Consider the following 14,033-nt stretch of genomic DNA (forward strand, 5'->3'; position numbering starts at 1 on the left):
ATCAGCGCCCATGTTGTTGATTTAGAGACGACGCTAGCACGCTTTAGGGCTGTGCGGCAGACGACAGAGCAATTTCTTGTCGAAACGGGAACAGTTTTATCATCGTACGCAGTGACGCCCTCAGGCGATTTCGCGCAGCCGTTCGGCGGTCTGCAGGTCGACAGAGACAAGCTGCGAAACGCCCTGCTCCGCCATGGTCACGCCGAAGAGGCGATTCATGCGGGCCATGGTGATCGGATTGTGAGTGATGACCACGAAGCGGGTTTCGGTGGAAGCCGCCATCTCGTCCATCAGATTGCAGTAGCGCTCGACATTGTGGTCATCGAGCGGTGCGTCCACTTCGTCCAGAACGCAGATCGGGGCGGGATTGGTGAGGAACACGGCAAAGATCAGCGCCATGGCCGTCAGCGCCTGCTCGCCGCCGGACAGCAGCGTCATGGTCTGCGGCTTCTTGCCCGGCGGGCGGGCGAGAATTTCGAGGCCCGCCTCCAGCGGATCGTCCGACTCGATGAGCTGCAGTTCCGCCGTGCCCCCACCGAAAAGATGCGTGAACAGGCGCTGGAATTGCGCATTGACGATGTCGAAGGCGACGATCAGACGTTCGCGGCCCTCGCGATTGAGGCTCTGGATCGCGCCACGCAGCTTCCGGATGGCGTCGATGACGTCATCGCGCTCCTTGATCAGCGCCTGCAGCCGTTCCGTCAACTCCTTGCTCTCCTCCTCGGCGCGCAGGTTGACGGCACCGAGACGCTCGCGCTCGACCTTCAGCCGTTCCAGTTCGCGCTCGACCTCTCGGAGGTCAGGCACGTTTTGCACGGCTGACAGTCCGGTCAGGCGCATGGCCTCATGTGGCTCGACGTTGAGGGACTGGCGGATGCGCAGTTCGCTTTCCTGCCGGCGTTCGCGGGCAGACACCAGCCGCTCCTCGACACGGCCGCGCTTTTCGCGGCTTTCCGCCAGTTCGGAGAGTGCGGTTGCCGCATGACGATCGGCCTCGCGCTGCACGACTTCGGCCTCGGCAAGGCGGTCGGCGGCCTGGCGGCGGGCATCTTCGGCCTTCTGCAGCTCGCTCATCAAGGCGCGGCGCTTGTCGTCGAATTCGTCCGGGGCGAGATCGAGTTCGGCCGCTTCCTCGCGCGCTTCCTCTTCACGGTCGCGCAGCGTCTGAATGTGCTCCTCGGCGCTGGCCGCACGCTGGCGCCAGGTGTCGCGCTCCTGCCGGATCGCGAGGAGACGACGTTGACGCGCCTCGTTCTCACGGTTCAGACCCTCGTGGCGGGCACGGGCTTCGGCCAGAACGCCGCGATCCGTCGCGACTTCGGCCTGCTGGTCACGCAGCTTCAGATCGATGGCGTCGAGATTCGGTGCATCTTCCAGTTCGATACGGGCATTTTCATCCTGCATAGCCACATCTTCCAGCTGCTCCTGCAGCCGGCTGACGGCTTCGACGATCACGTCGCGGCGGCGGATGAGGTCGCCAGAAGCGCGCTCTGCGGCAGCGAGCGCTTCTCGCGCCTCGGCCAGATGCCTGGCGGCAAGGCGGCTGGCGTCGCGAGCAGTCGCCAAACGACCCTCTTCGCCCCGGATCGCATCGGCGGCGGCCGAAAGGCGCTCCTCAGCCTCGACAAGCACATCGCGAGCAAGCTCGGCTTCAGCCTCCAGCTCGGAAAGCCGGTTCTTCTGGGCAAGCCGCAGGGCGGCCGCACTCGGCGCATCAGCGCCGGTGACATGACCGTCCCAGCGGAACACGGCGCCATCTTTCGTCACCAGCCGCTGGCCCGGCTTCAGGTCCGGCATCAATCGCAAGGCGTCTTCGGCCGAAACGAGGCCGATCTGGCGAAGGCGCCGCGTCAATGCGGCCGGCGCACCGACATGGGTAATCAGAGGGGCGACACCCTCCGGCAGGGCCGGATCGTTGGCACCGCTGCCATTGTCGGACCAATAGACCGGCGCCTCGGAATTCAGCGAGGATTCCAGATCGTCGCCAAGGGCGGCACCGAGCGCCGTCTCGAAGCCACGGTCGACACGCAGCTCCTCGGCCACGGGCGAAAAGGCACCGGATGTATCACCCGCCGCCAGCATCTTCGAAATGGTGCGCGCTTCGGTTTCGAGCGCATTCAGGCGTGCCCGCGCCTGTTCGACCGGCCCGCGCGACAGCGCCTCGGTTTCGCGCGCCTTGGCGAGAACCACTTCAACACGCTGGATCTCGCCTTCTGCATCGGCAACGACATTCTCGGCCGCCTCGACCATCTCGCGCTTTTCGCTTGGGTCGGGCAAATCGGCCATCTTCTCATCGATGGCAGCAAGCTCGCCGTTCGCTTCGCTGGCCTGGCGCTCCAGCCGCATCTTGCGATCGGCGAGATCGCGGATGGCGCGCTCCAGCTGATTGCGGGCGGCAGCGGCTTCGGCGCGTTCTGCGGTCAGAGCCGTGAAAATCCGCTCGCTGTCGGCGAGCTTGGCAGCGGCCTCCTCGAAGGCGACGCGCGTCTCCTCGGCAAGCCTGCCGGAATCGGCGAGGATGTCTGCAAGATCAGCCTCTTCGGCATCCAGCTTGGCAAGGATGGAGGCATTGTCCGCGACAAGGCGCTGCTCGCGGCTGATGTCTTCGGCCAGCTGCGCCAAGCGGCGGATCAACTCATCGCGACGGCGCAGGATGCGGTTGACGTCTTCTTCCAGCTGCGAGCGGGCGATCTGCAGGCGCTGCAGGGCGGCAGCGGCCCTCGCCTCGTCGTCGCGCAGTTCCGGCAGCTTGAAGCTGGCAATGCCCTGGGCCTTTGCCGCCTCCATCTGGATCTGCGCCTTTTCGGCGACCAGCACGGTTGCCTGGTTGAGTGCGCTGTCGGCCTCGGCCTCAGCCTCCTTGGCCTGCACCCAGCGGATATGCAGCAGCATGGCCTCGCGGGCGCGGATATCGGCAGACAGCATCTTGAAACGGTTGGCCTGACGCGCCTGACGTTTCAGACTCTCGATCTGGCTTTCGAGCTGCGACGTCACATCGTCCAGCCGCTCGAGATTGCTTTCGGCGGCGCGCAGGCGCAGCTCGGCTTCATGCCGGCGCGAATGCAGGCCGGAAATGCCGGCGGCCTCTTCCAAGAGCTGGCGGCGCGCCTGGGGCTTTGCCTGGATCAGCTCACCGATACGCCCCTGCCCGACCATAGAGGGCGAGCGGGCGCCGGTGGAAGCATCGGCAAACAGCAGCTGCACATCCTTGGCACGCGCTTCCTTGCCATTGATGCGATAGACCGAGCCTTGTTCGCGCTCGATGCGGCGCGTGACCTGGATCTCGTCGCTATCATTGAAGGCTGCTGGTGCGGTGCGGTCACTATTATCGAGATAAAGGCCGACTTCGGCGGTGTTGCGCGCCGGGCGATTCCCCGATCCGGAGAAGATCACGTCGTCCATGCCGGAAGCACGCATGTTCTTATAGGAATTCTCGCCCATCACCCAGCGCAGCGCTTCGACAAGATTGGACTTGCCGCAGCCGTTCGGGCCGACCACACCGGTCAGGCCGCGCTCGATGACGAATTCCGCCGGTTCGACGAAGGATTTGAAGCCGACAAGTCTCAGTCTGTTGAATTTCATGGGCAATGCCCTCTTCTCCCCTGCGAGGAGAAGGTCGTCAACAATGCCGACATCGGAAGCGCGATCGCTCCAAACTCGAATTCAAAGAGGGCAATCACAGGCGCGCGACCTCGGCCGCCCGCCTGTGATCGAAAAAGGCGCGGATCAGAGCAGGCTGTCGATAAGCTTCGACATGGCGGCAACAGACATGTCCCCTGCATAGCGCTTGCCATTGATCAGGAAGGTCGGCGTGGCATTGACACCGAAATCCTTGGCTGCGCGTTCCCGTACAGAGTTGACATCATCCAGAAGCTTCTGGTTCGTCAAGCACTTCGTGAAGCTATCCTCAGTAAAACCAGCGAGTTTCGACATCTGGAGCAGCGCGGCACGGCCGTCGACGTCTGGCGAGGCCCAGGCGATCTGCTGCTTGAACAGCATTTCGACCATCGGCATGTACTGTTCCTGCGGGGCGCAACGGGCGAGCATGAAGGCTGCAGCCGCACGCGGATCGAACGGGAACTCACGGATGATGAAGAGAACCTTTCCGGTATCGACGTATTTCTGCTTGATCGTGTCGAAGGTCTTGACCGCAAAATTCGCGCAGTGCGGGCAGGTCAGCGACATGTATTCAACGATCTTGACGGGCGCATCCTGCTTGCCAAGCGCGATTTCCGGCAGCGGGCCGGGCTTCAGCACTTCGTTCATGTCGACGTTTCCGTCCGACGGCGGCACTTCATCTTCGGCGGTTGCAGCGGATGCGGTGTCGGCAAAGGCAGAGAACGCCACGGAAAGGGCTGCAACGGCAGAGCCGCCCAGCAGATGGCGTTTGGTCAAGAGCATGTCAGACATCGGCATAGAGTCACCCGTCGTTAAAAGAGGTCTTCGAATGTTTCATGCGATATAACGGCAGCTTGCCGCTAACAAGGCACGGTTGGCCAACTTTCTTCAAAGAATTGTGACCTGGCAAAGACAGACAACTTAAATTCTGCCCGCAATTCAAAAAACTGGCAGTTTGGTCCAGCCCTATCGCCTCTTCCAGGCCATGGCCGTGCCCAGGCGCTGGACGGCGGCCCTGATCTTCTCATCCTCGATGCCGTCCATCATGTCAGCCAGCTTGCGCGCCGCCTCGCCCTTCAGCGGCGGCGGCGTCCGCGAACGTTTGGACGCGACCGAGACCGGCTTCTGCACGATACGGATCTGATTGACGGCATAGAAGCCGAAGAAGCTGTTGATGCGCTGGATGAGCTCGCCCTGTGCGTGGGTCAGGAAGAGTGCGCGAGCACCCTCGCAGGCGATCGTCAACACGCCCGGCTGATAGCGGTCGTCCATGCCCGGGCCGGTTCGCTTGGCCCAGGCGATCTTTTCTGGCCGTGTGCAGTCGGCAAAGTCTTCGCCGGCGATTTCGTCCCAGCAGCCGAGCAACGTCGTATTGATGCCGGCGCGCTTTGCCAGCACGGGGTCAACGATACCGTTGGTCAGCTCGGATATCTGCTTCTCGCCTTTTCGGGGATAACTCATCGCAATGGGGTTCCGGCACACGCTTTGTACGTTCTGGACCTTGATCGCCCGACGCAGCTTGGCCAAGTATAGAGCACTTCCCCTCGACGCGGCAAATCATGACGACGACTTTACAATCCCCCACGGCCGCATCGCTGCTTGCCTGGTACGACAGACACCACCGCGACCTGCCTTGGCGCGTCTCGCCAGCGATGGCCGCACGCGGCATCAAGCCCGATCCCTATCGCATCTGGCTGTCGGAAGTGATGCTGCAGCAGACGACGGTGCCGGCGGTCAAATCCTATTTCGCAAAATTCCTGGAGCGCTGGCCGACGGTCGACGATCTCGCCGCGGCGGCAAATGACGATGTCATGGCCGCCTGGGCCGGACTGGGCTATTACGCACGCGCCCGCAATCTGAAAAAATGCGCCGAAGCGGTTTCAGTCGATCACGGCGGCCGCTTTCCGGACACCGAGGAAGGTCTGCGCGCGCTTCCGGGGATCGGCGATTATACATCCGCCGCCGTTGCCGCCATTGCGTTCAATCGCCAGGCCGCCGTGATGGACGGCAATGTCGAACGCGTCATTTCCCGCCTCTATGCGATTTCCGCGCCGTTGCCCGGCGCCAAGCCGCTGATGAAGCAGAAGGTCACTCTTCTGACGCCCGCCGAACGGCCGGGCGATTTCGCCCAGGCGATGATGGATCTCGGGGCAACGATCTGCACGCCGAAGCGTCCGGTCTGTTCGCTCTGTCCCTTCAACGGTGCCTGTCAGGCGCTCGCCACGCATGATCCCGAGCGTTTTCCGGTCAAGGCCGCCAAGAAGGAGAAGCCGGTGCGACATGGCGCGGCCTTCGTCGCCGTCAATGACGAGGGCGAAATCTTCCTGCGGCGTCGCATCGAAAGCGGATTGCTGGGCGGCATGACGGAAGTGCCGACGACGGGTTGGACGGCGCGTATCGATGGCGCAACAGGCAGCGAGGCGGCTCCCTTCCCGGCCGACTGGCAGCCGGCAGGCACGGTGACGCATGTCTTCACCCATTTCGAACTGCGGCTGTCGATCTGGCGCGCGAGATCCGTCTCACACGCGGACAACCATGACGGATGGTGGGCGCCGGTTACAAATCTTGAAGAGCAGGCGCTCCCGACAGTCATGAAAAAAGCGATCGCTCAGGCTATTCCGAATGCGTTCGCAAAAATGCCTTTAGAGCAAAAATCAGGAATTCATTCATGACGACGGAAATACGGCACATCGTTTTCGATATCGGCAGGGTTCTGCTTCACTACGATCCGAGCCTCCCCTACAGCCGCATCATTCCCGACGGTGCCGAGCGCGATTGGTTTTTCACCAATGTGTGCACCAGCGAATGGAACATCGAACAGGATCGCGGCCGCACCTGGGAAGATGCCGAAGCATTGCTGATCGCCGACCATCCGGAGCGTGAAGAGCAGATTCGCGCCTTCCGCAAATATTGGCACGAGATGGTGCCGCACGCCTATGACGACAGCGTCGCCATTCTGGAACAGCTGATCGCCGAAGGTCGCGACGTCACCATGCTGACCAACTTCGCCTCCGACACGTTTCGCGAGGCGCAGGAACGCTACCCCTTTCTCAAGAAGCCGCGCGGCGTAACAGTTTCCGGCGATATCGGCCTGATCAAGCCGGATGTCGCGATCTACGACACCCACGCCAAAAGCTTCGATCTCGATCCCGCCACGACGATCTTCATCGACGATTCCTATCCGAACGTCGAAGGCGCGCGCGCTGCCGGCTGGCATGCAGTTCACTTCACCGGTGCCGAGAAGCTGCGTAGCGATCTCGCCGCCTATGGTATAAAGGTTTGAGCCGATGATCTTCGACCCCGCAGAGCGTATCGACCTGTTCCACGATGCGATAAATCGCCTCGACTATGTGGCGATTGAGAACTTCTTCGCCGAAGACGCAACTTATGTCTCGAACGGTGTCGGCAGCCTTGCCGGCCGCGCGGCGATCATGGAAGCTTTCCGCGGCTATTTCGATACCTATCCGGATCAGACCGCGTCCAATTCGCTGGTGGAGACACTGACGCCGCTTTCCGGCCGTGCCATCTGGTCGGTTCGTGCCACCAACAGCAAGACGGGCAAGCCGCTGATCCGCGAGGGCGAGGAAACCATCACCTTTAACGAGGATGGCCGCGTCGTGCGCGTCGACGTTACCGATTACCAAGACTTCTGAGATCCGAAACTGAAAACACCCAGGGCCTTACCGCTCAATATGTCCGGTAAGGCCCTGGGTGTCTCGCCTTCTTCCCAACTGGAGGTACACGACGGAAGAAGACGGATATATCGATCTGAGAGGTGTCCGGCAGCCGTGGGGCGGCTTTGAAACCGAACCCGTTTAGCAGCTGAGACTACTCAACCTTTGCCAGATCGCTGCGGATGATGGCTCTGAGTTCGTCGATCGGACGCAGGGAACGGCCGTCGTCGATATGCCAGAACATCCATCCGTTGCAGGCATCAAGGCCCTGGACCTTAGCGCCAAGGCGATGAATGGAGCCAGCCTCGCCGCCGGAGGCGACCGTGCCGTCTGCGCGGACGATGGCGCTATAGCGGCGCTTGGCATCCGTCAGCACCTGGCCGGGCTTGATGAGGCCGCTTTCGATGAGCGTATTGAAGGCGACGCGCACTTCGGCCTTCTTGCCGGTCATGACGGTCAGCTCCGCCTTGCCGAGCGGCTCGACGGCAGCGATGCGGGCGCTTGCGGCGTCAATATAATCCTGCTCGCGCTCGATGCCGACGAAGTGGCGGCCGAGACGCTTGGCAACGGCGCCCGTCGTGCCCGATCCGAAGAAGGGATCGAGAATGATGTCGCCGGGCTTGGACGAGGCCATGATCACGCGGGCCAGCAGCGCTTCCGGCTTCTGCGTCGGATGCACCTTCTTGCCGTCGTCGCCCTTCAGCCGCTCATTGCCGTTGCAGATCGGGAACAGCCAGTCGGAGCGCATCTGCACGTCGTCGTTGGCAGCCTTCATGGCATCGTAATTGAAGGTATAGCCCTTGGCCTTGGCGTTCGGGCTTGCCCAGATCATCGTCTCATGCGCGTTCTGAAAGCGGCGGCCCTTGAAATTCGGCATCGGGTTGGTCTTGCGCCAGACGATGTCATTCAGGATCCAGAAGTTCAAATCCTGCAGGGTCGCGCCGACGCGGAAGATGTTGTGATAGGAGCCGATGACCCAGATCGTGCCCGTCGGCTTCAGGACGCGGCGGCAGGCGAGCAGCCAGGCGCGGGTGAAGGCATCATAGGCTTCGAAGGAGGCGAACTGATCCCACTCGTCATCGACGGCGTCAACCAGCGACTGGTCCGGACGATGCAGCGTGCCGCCAAGCTGGAGATTGTACGGCGGGTCGGCGAAGATGACGTCGACGGATTGATTGGGCAGTGCCTCAAGAGCGGCCACGCAATCGCCCTTGATGATCGTGTCGATCCAGGACCCCGGAACTGCTGATGTCCTGAGGTCGGCAAGCGGGAAAACTGACGCCATTTGATACTCGCTGTTACACTTACTCGGTGCTCTTAACTGAGTGTTATGGTTACCTAACTTGGTTACCAAAGGCTAAAGCGGCGTCATATTTTCCGCATTCGCGTTGAAAGCGCTAGATATCGTGTACGGCGTGGCTGTCATTTGGCGCTTCGGCACGCTCCGTCATGCCGTAATCGCGAAGCACCTGTGCGACACGCAAGCGATAGTCAGCAAAGACCGTCTTCCGCCCCGCTTTCTGCGCGGCACGGTGCGCTTCGCGGTTTCGCCATTCACGAACGGCTGCCTCGTCGCGCCAGAAGGATAGAGAGAGAATCTTGCCCGGTTGGCTAAGGCTCTCGAAACGCTCGATGGAGACGAAGCCGTCGATCGTTTCGAGTTCGGAACGCAGCCTTGCGGCGATGTCGAGATAGTGCTGACGTTCATCGGGATGCGGGACGACTTCGAAAATAACTGCGATCACGGCGAGATCCTCGGAGCATGCGGCAGAGAGACATTTTTCAGGAAAATACGATCCTCCTGCAAGATGAAACGCTCTCTTCTGGCAAAATCGAGGTTGGCCCGCGCCTCTGGATCGGCCGCGAGGCTCTTGCGGTAGTCCTCATAGGCGGCGAGGTTGTCGATGTTGTAAATGCCATAGGCGGTCGTCAGCGAACCCTCGTGCGGAGCGAAATAGCCGATCAGATCGGCGCCGTTGCGCGGGATGATCTGGCCCCAGGCCTTGCCGTATTCCGCGAAGGCTTCCTGCTTGAACGGGTCGATCTGATAGCGGATGAAACAGGTGATCATTGGCTTTCTCCTTTGCTGATGCAGACGTTTTCGCACATTGCAGGACGGAGATGGTTCGGTTACGATCGAAGTATGAAGGAAGGTCCTGATATTGCACAGATCGGCTCGCTGATCGGCGATCCCGCGCGAGCGAATATTTTGACGGCGCTTATGGGTGGCCGGGCGTTGACGGCAACGGAACTGGCGGCGGCGGCCGGCGTGACGCTGCAGACCGCCAGTGCTCATCTTTCCAAGCTCGAATCGGGCGGCCTGCTGGCGCAACGCAAGCAGGGCCGCCATCGCTATTTCACGCTGGCAGACGATCGCGTCGGCAAGCTGCTTGAGGGCATCATGGGTTTTGCCGCAAGCCGCGGCCATCTGCGTCATCGCCCCGGCCCGAAGGAGCCGGCGCTGCGCAAGGCGCGCATCTGCTACGACCATCTCGCCGGCGATTACGGCGTGCGCATGCTCGACAGCCTGATAGAGACCGGTTCGATCTCTGTCATGGGAGAAGGCTTGAGCCTGACGGCCGACGGCGAGAAGCACTTGGGATCGATCGGCATCGATGTCTCCGGATTGCGTTCGAGCCGTCGCCCACTTTGCCGCTCGTGCCTGGACTGGAGCGAAAGACGCGCGCATCTCGCCGGCAGTCTTGGCAAGGCGCTGCTTTCGAATTTTCTCGACAAGGGATGGGCGCGACGCACCGAAAACAGCCGCTCGATCTTCTTCACGCCCGAAGGCGAGCGCCGGTTTCTGGCGCTTTTTCCGCTCGAGTTGAGTGACGATATCACACAACCCGAACCGGATGTCGGACCCTAGAGTGGTTCAGCTTTTCGCGGAATCCATGAACCGCTCTATCTCTTTGTTTTCACGCAATTCCGGACGGAAAACCGCGGCGCACTTTTCCTGGAATTGCCCTAAGCTGCCTTGATCAGGACACCGCCGAAATTGCTGTCAGCAATGCGGCTGCAAAGATCGCCCCATTCGCAGCCGAGGCAGGCGTGACGGATTTCACCGCTGGCGAAATTCCGACGGAGCTTGGAAAGCAGCCTGGCATCCGGCACCAATACGGTTCCGGGGCCGATCTCCTCGCCCAACAATGCCGCGATATCGGCAAGGGCAGCCGCATCCCGCTCGATGACCGAAGCCTTGAAGCAATGCGGCTCCTCCCCGTTCAGGAGCGGCGCGCAGATGTCGTCGGGGCCGGAGACCAGTTTGATCTCCTCCCCTTCCGACAGCCGCTCGGCGATGCGGCGATAATTGTCGGTGAAGGCCGAGGTATAGCCTTCACCGACGAAAGTCAGCATGCAGAGCAGATGATGGGCGCGAAGCCTGACGGTCAATTCAGACGCGCCTTGCCGCTATAGACCTGGATGGTCTTCAGCACCGCAGCTGCAAGCGCCGACTTGAGCACGGCACCGAGGATGAATGGCGCAACGCCAAGCAGCCAGCCCTTTTCCGCACCGATAAGCGCCGCAAGCCATGCGCCACCGATCGCAAGGCAGAGAATGTTGGCCGAGAGATGGGCAAGGAAACTGCGCACGACGCGATTGCCGCTCCAGCCGCGCTCGGCAAGCCAGCCGACAAGGGCAGCGATGATCGGGAAGGATGCCAGATAACCCGCCGTCGGACCCATGAACGGCGCAATGCCACCTGCTCCGCCGGCCAGCACCGGAAAGCCGATCGCGGCTTCGCCCAGCCAGGCGAGAACAGTGACCGCGCCCAGACGCCAGCCGTAAAGCGCACCGATCATGGTGATCGCAAAAGTCTGCATGGTGATCGGCACCGGCACCATCGGCACCGCGATTTGCGAAGCCAGCGCCAGGATCAGCGTTCCCGCAAGAACGAACACAGCCTTGGTAACAAACGAACGCTGCCCGAGGCGGAGCGGATCGAAAGCGACTTCATCATGATGCTGCAACAGGGACATAGGCTCTCCTTTCAAAATTATAGATAATTTTTCAGTCTCATCTATTTTATGAGAGAGATCGCGAAATCAGACAAGTGGCAAGCGCTCGATATTTCGACCAAATGCGAAATAGCGTTGAAAAATAAGGGCAATAAAATCCAGGAGGCGCAGTGAGCTGCAGCTGCGCGCCAACCAAGACGCCGCGACGACAGACCGTCAGAAGCTCCGACAGAGCACCGCCCTCAAGGCATGCTCAGTCACTCATCTTAAAATTATCTATAATTTCAGCCGACGATTGCGAAGGCTTCGCGCGTCGATCCGGAAGGTGTGCGAACCGGGGCACGGCCGATCCACTGCACATGCTTCTGCAGGATCACGGCTGCCTCATCGGCCCGGCCCTGACGTAAGGCCGCCAGAATGGCGCGGTGGTCGTGATCCGTGCGCTTCTCCCAACCGGATTGCCAGGCAGAGAAGAGAAAGCGTGCGCTGGCGGCATGCAGATCATCGATGGCGGCAAGCAGCCGCGCCATGCCGCAAGGCGCCAGAATCAGGCGGTGGAAACGTCGATTCGCTTCCTCCCAGGCATGAACGTCGCCGGCGGCATCGCCGTCGCGCGTTGCTTGTTCGGCCTCGTCCAGAATGGCTGAGGTCAGGTGCGGGGCCGCGTGCTTGAGCGCCAGGCCTTCGAGGGCTGCGCGCATTTCAGCGACCTCACGGACTTCCTTGAGATCGAAGGAGGCGACGCGTACGCCGCGGCGCGGCAGGCTGATTGCCAGCCCCTGCGCTTCCAGCCGCCGGAACGCCTCGCGTACGGGCACATGGCTGGTACCGAACTCCTCGGCGATGTGATCCTGCCGCAGGCGCGCATCGGGCGCGAGCTCGCCGCGGATGATGCGGTCGGCAAGCACCCGGCTGATGCGGCTGGCAATGGTATCGTCGCGCTCCTTGGCCATGGCCGATCCTTAAAGGCGGGCCTATCCGATGTCGAGGCCCGATGTCGAGCGACAGGCAACGGTCATCACCTCTTTTGCACATTTCGACCCTTTCGCTCACTGCAGCGCAGCCATGCCCGCCAATTGGTTGAGCTTTGTCGACATATCGTGTAAAGCCCGGCGGTCATTTTTCAGAGCATGTCCCGAAACACCAATGGTTTCCTGGAGCGTGCCGAACCCAGCCACATCAAAGGCAGCAATTTCATGAGCAATGGCTTCGACCTCATCATCTTCGACTGCGACGGCGTTCTGGTCGATTCGGAAATCATAGCGGCCGAAGTCGAATCGAAGCTGCTGACCGATGCAGGCTACCCAATCAGTGTCGAGGAAATGGGCGAGCGTTTCGCCGGCATGACCTGGCGCAACATCCTGTTCGAAGTCGAGCGCGAGGCAAGCATCCCGCTTTCCGCATCGCTGCTCGACAAATCCGAGAAGCTGCTCGACCTGAAGCTTGCCAGTGATGTCCAGGCTATATCAGGCGTTCCGCAGGCACTGTCGCGACTGCCTATGCCGCGCTGCATCTGCTCGAATTCCAGCTCCGCCCGTCTCGACATGATGCTGACGAAGGTCGGCTACATCAAGCTGTTTGCGCCGCATATCTACTCCGCCAAGGATCTCGGCGCCGACCGCGTGAAGCCAAAGCCGGATATCTTCCTGCACGGCGCCAAGCAGATGAATGTGAGCCCGGCCAATGCGATCGTCGTCGAGGATTCGGTTCACGGCGTCCAGGCGGCACGCGCTGCCGGCATGCGCGTCATCGGCTTCACCGGCGCATCGCACAGCTATCCTTCGCATGCCGACAGGCTGACCGATGCCGGTGCCGAAACCGTCGTCAGCCGTATGGCTGATCTCCCCGGCGTCGTGATGGCGCTCGCCGAATGGGATGGCGTCCTCTAGGACGGATTGAATCCAGACAAAAAGAAAAGGCCCGGCCAATCGGCGGGGCCTTTTCTTTTCAACCCATCGCTGACCCTCGCATCGCTACGCGAGGGTCGCGGTCAAAAGCTTAGTGACGCTTCTTGCGCACCGGCTTCGCGCCCTTAACGGGCTTCTGCGGACCTTGGTCGAAGCCGATCTGGACGATCGTGAAGCCACCGGAACCGCCGGCAACCTGAATGTCGTCATCGGTGAAAAGGAACTGAGTCGTGGTCTCGCCCGGCGGGATTTCCGCCGTATACATGATGGTCTTGCTATAGAGCGCGTTGTCATTGTCCATGACGGCAACATGGATCGGCAGGGTTACTTTGCCCGCGCTGCCCATCGGGCCTGCGACCAGACGTCCCTGCGCCACGACGTGAATGCCGAGGCTGGTGCCGTCCGTGGTGCACTGACGGGTCGCCTGGGCCAGAGAAGCCTGATAGATCAGCTGGTTAGCATCATCCTTGGCACCCTTGGCGTAGGTGCGATAGACCGAATCTTCATCGCGGATGACAGCCTGCGGGCACTTTCCGGCGACATAGGTCTGACCGCCAGTCGGTGCGGCGGTCGCAGCTCCGGCTTGTGGTGCAACGGTCACATCCGTTGCCGGCTGTTTTTCACTGTTGCCGCCAATGCCAAGAGTGCTGCAGCTCGTCAGCAATGCCAGAAGCGAAGCGGAGAAAAGACGACGCGAAACCTTGCCAAACACTATAATTCCACCCTCTCCATATATTTCACATTATCGACCCGCAGCCTGTCAAACGGGCCTTTTATGACACTTGGCGATGGTCTATACCAGCGACGCAGCGAAAAATCGATTGGGTAGACACCGTTTTGGCTCACTTTTCGAGATCGACAGATTGCCACAAACA

Annotated in this window: 15 protein-coding genes; 5 read left to right on the top strand and 10 right to left on the bottom strand. The window is 61.2% G+C overall.

The annotated features are described in order from the left end of the window. Positions 1–120: 120 nt before the first annotated feature. From AC13Q5_RS05090 to AC13Q5_RS05100, 3 genes are all read right to left on the bottom strand, one after another. A complete protein-coding gene (locus AC13Q5_RS05090) occupies positions 121–3,582 on the bottom strand; it encodes a chromosome segregation SMC family protein (protein WP_488501007.1) in 3,462 nt (1,153 codons plus the stop codon). 144 nt (positions 3,583–3,726) lie between these two features. Continuing rightward, positions 3,727–4,416, bottom strand: coding sequence for a DsbA family protein (locus tag AC13Q5_RS05095; protein ID WP_075855500.1), 690 nt, complete (start codon positions 4,414–4,416; stop codon positions 3,727–3,729). 168 nt (positions 4,417–4,584) lie between these two features. Further along, on the bottom strand, positions 4,585–5,079 hold the full coding sequence (locus AC13Q5_RS05100) for a DUF721 domain-containing protein (protein WP_095434185.1): 495 nt from the start codon (positions 5,077–5,079) through the stop codon (positions 4,585–4,587). Between the two features lie 95 nt (positions 5,080–5,174). Between AC13Q5_RS05100 and mutY the strand changes: the two genes are divergently transcribed. From mutY to AC13Q5_RS05115, 3 genes are read left to right on the top strand one after another with little or no spacing between them, the layout of a single operon-like run. Next, on the top strand, positions 5,175–6,290 hold the full coding sequence (gene mutY / locus AC13Q5_RS05105) for an A/G-specific adenine glycosylase (protein ID WP_457879847.1): 1,116 nt from the start codon (positions 5,175–5,177) through the stop codon (positions 6,288–6,290). After that, complete coding sequence (locus tag AC13Q5_RS05110; protein WP_075855502.1) at positions 6,287–6,901, top strand: HAD family hydrolase; 615 nt, start codon at positions 6,287–6,289, stop codon at positions 6,899–6,901. The genes mutY and AC13Q5_RS05110 overlap by 4 nt, the downstream gene beginning before the upstream one ends. A gap of 4 nt (positions 6,902–6,905) precedes the next feature. Then, the gene (locus AC13Q5_RS05115; protein WP_457879750.1) at positions 6,906–7,271 is read left to right on the top strand and encodes a nuclear transport factor 2 family protein; all 366 of its coding nucleotides are present in this window, start codon (positions 6,906–6,908) and stop codon (positions 7,269–7,271) included. A 175-nt stretch (positions 7,272–7,446) separates the two neighbouring features. Here AC13Q5_RS05115 and AC13Q5_RS05120 read toward each other — a convergent pair whose 3' ends face one another. The 3 genes from AC13Q5_RS05120 to AC13Q5_RS05130 all read right to left on the bottom strand — a co-directional run bounded on the left by AC13Q5_RS05120 (position 7,447) and on the right by AC13Q5_RS05130 (position 9,363). Then, positions 7,447–8,577: a site-specific DNA-methyltransferase gene (locus tag AC13Q5_RS05120; protein ID WP_075855504.1), complete on the bottom strand. Its 1,131-nt coding sequence runs from the start codon at positions 8,575–8,577 to the stop codon at positions 7,447–7,449. Positions 8,578–8,689: 112 nt separating this feature from the next. Then, a complete protein-coding gene (locus AC13Q5_RS05125) occupies positions 8,690–9,037 on the bottom strand; it encodes an antibiotic biosynthesis monooxygenase family protein (RefSeq protein ID WP_075855505.1) in 348 nt (115 codons plus the stop codon). Further along, a complete protein-coding gene (locus tag AC13Q5_RS05130) occupies positions 9,034–9,363 on the bottom strand; it encodes an NIPSNAP family protein (RefSeq protein ID WP_488501008.1) in 330 nt (109 codons plus the stop codon). The genes AC13Q5_RS05125 and AC13Q5_RS05130 overlap by 4 nt, the downstream gene beginning before the upstream one ends. A 72-nt stretch (positions 9,364–9,435) precedes the next feature. On the opposite strand from AC13Q5_RS05130, the gene AC13Q5_RS05135 reads away from it, so the two are divergent. Beyond that, entirely contained in the window at positions 9,436–10,161 is a 726-nt protein-coding gene (locus tag AC13Q5_RS05135) for an ArsR/SmtB family transcription factor (protein WP_488501009.1), read from the top strand. Positions 10,162–10,259: 98 nt separating this feature from the next. Here the strand turns inward: AC13Q5_RS05135 and AC13Q5_RS05140 are convergent, their stop codons facing one another. From AC13Q5_RS05140 to AC13Q5_RS05150, 3 genes are all read right to left on the bottom strand, one after another. After that, positions 10,260–10,685, bottom strand: coding sequence for a DUF1284 domain-containing protein (locus tag AC13Q5_RS05140; protein ID WP_488501010.1), 426 nt, complete (start codon positions 10,683–10,685; stop codon positions 10,260–10,262). Then, a complete protein-coding gene (locus AC13Q5_RS05145; protein ID WP_457879747.1) occupies positions 10,682–11,272 on the bottom strand; it encodes a biotin transporter BioY in 591 nt (196 codons plus the stop codon). Before AC13Q5_RS05145 ends, AC13Q5_RS05140 begins: the two co-directional genes overlap by 4 nt. Positions 11,273–11,535: 263 nt before the next feature. Further along, a complete protein-coding gene (locus AC13Q5_RS05150; protein ID WP_488501011.1) occupies positions 11,536–12,204 on the bottom strand; it encodes a GntR family transcriptional regulator in 669 nt (222 codons plus the stop codon). A 243-nt stretch (positions 12,205–12,447) separates the two neighbouring features. Between AC13Q5_RS05150 and AC13Q5_RS05155 the strand changes: the two genes are divergently transcribed. Further along, positions 12,448–13,140, top strand: a complete 693-nt coding sequence (locus tag AC13Q5_RS05155) for an HAD family hydrolase (RefSeq protein ID WP_488501169.1) — start codon at positions 12,448–12,450, stop codon at positions 13,138–13,140. A gap of 109 nt (positions 13,141–13,249) precedes the next feature. Here the strand turns inward: AC13Q5_RS05155 and AC13Q5_RS05160 are convergent, their stop codons facing one another. Then, complete coding sequence (locus tag AC13Q5_RS05160) at positions 13,250–13,870, bottom strand: hypothetical protein (protein WP_075855511.1); 621 nt, start codon at positions 13,868–13,870, stop codon at positions 13,250–13,252. Between the last annotated feature and the right edge of the window lie 163 nt (positions 13,871–14,033).

This window comes from Martinezella sp. CNPSo 3964 (assembly GCF_057784375.1).

Excerpts from the sequence above, each read along its gene's own strand:
- AC13Q5_RS05090 (WP_488501007.1), bottom strand. The coding sequence starts at position 3,582 with ATGAAATTCAACAGACTGAGACTTGTCGGCTTCAAATCCTTCGTCGAA.
- AC13Q5_RS05095 (WP_075855500.1), bottom strand. The coding sequence starts at position 4,416 with ATGCCGATGTCTGACATGCTCTTGACCAAACGCCATCTGCTGGGCGGC.
- AC13Q5_RS05100 (WP_095434185.1), bottom strand. The coding sequence starts at position 5,079 with ATGAGTTATCCCCGAAAAGGCGAGAAGCAGATATCCGAGCTGACCAAC.
- AC13Q5_RS05110 (WP_075855502.1), top strand. The coding sequence starts at position 6,287 with ATGACGACGGAAATACGGCACATCGTTTTCGATATCGGCAGGGTTCTG.
- AC13Q5_RS05115 (WP_457879750.1), top strand. The coding sequence starts at position 6,906 with ATGATCTTCGACCCCGCAGAGCGTATCGACCTGTTCCACGATGCGATA.
- AC13Q5_RS05120 (WP_075855504.1), bottom strand. The coding sequence starts at position 8,577 with ATGGCGTCAGTTTTCCCGCTTGCCGACCTCAGGACATCAGCAGTTCCG.
- AC13Q5_RS05130 (WP_488501008.1), bottom strand. The coding sequence starts at position 9,363 with ATGATCACCTGTTTCATCCGCTATCAGATCGACCCGTTCAAGCAGGAA.
- AC13Q5_RS05135 (WP_488501009.1), top strand. The coding sequence starts at position 9,436 with ATGAAGGAAGGTCCTGATATTGCACAGATCGGCTCGCTGATCGGCGAT.
- AC13Q5_RS05145 (WP_457879747.1), bottom strand. The coding sequence starts at position 11,272 with ATGTCCCTGTTGCAGCATCATGATGAAGTCGCTTTCGATCCGCTCCGC.
- AC13Q5_RS05150 (WP_488501011.1), bottom strand. The coding sequence starts at position 12,204 with ATGGCCAAGGAGCGCGACGATACCATTGCCAGCCGCATCAGCCGGGTG.
- AC13Q5_RS05155 (WP_488501169.1), top strand. The coding sequence starts at position 12,448 with ATGAGCAATGGCTTCGACCTCATCATCTTCGACTGCGACGGCGTTCTG.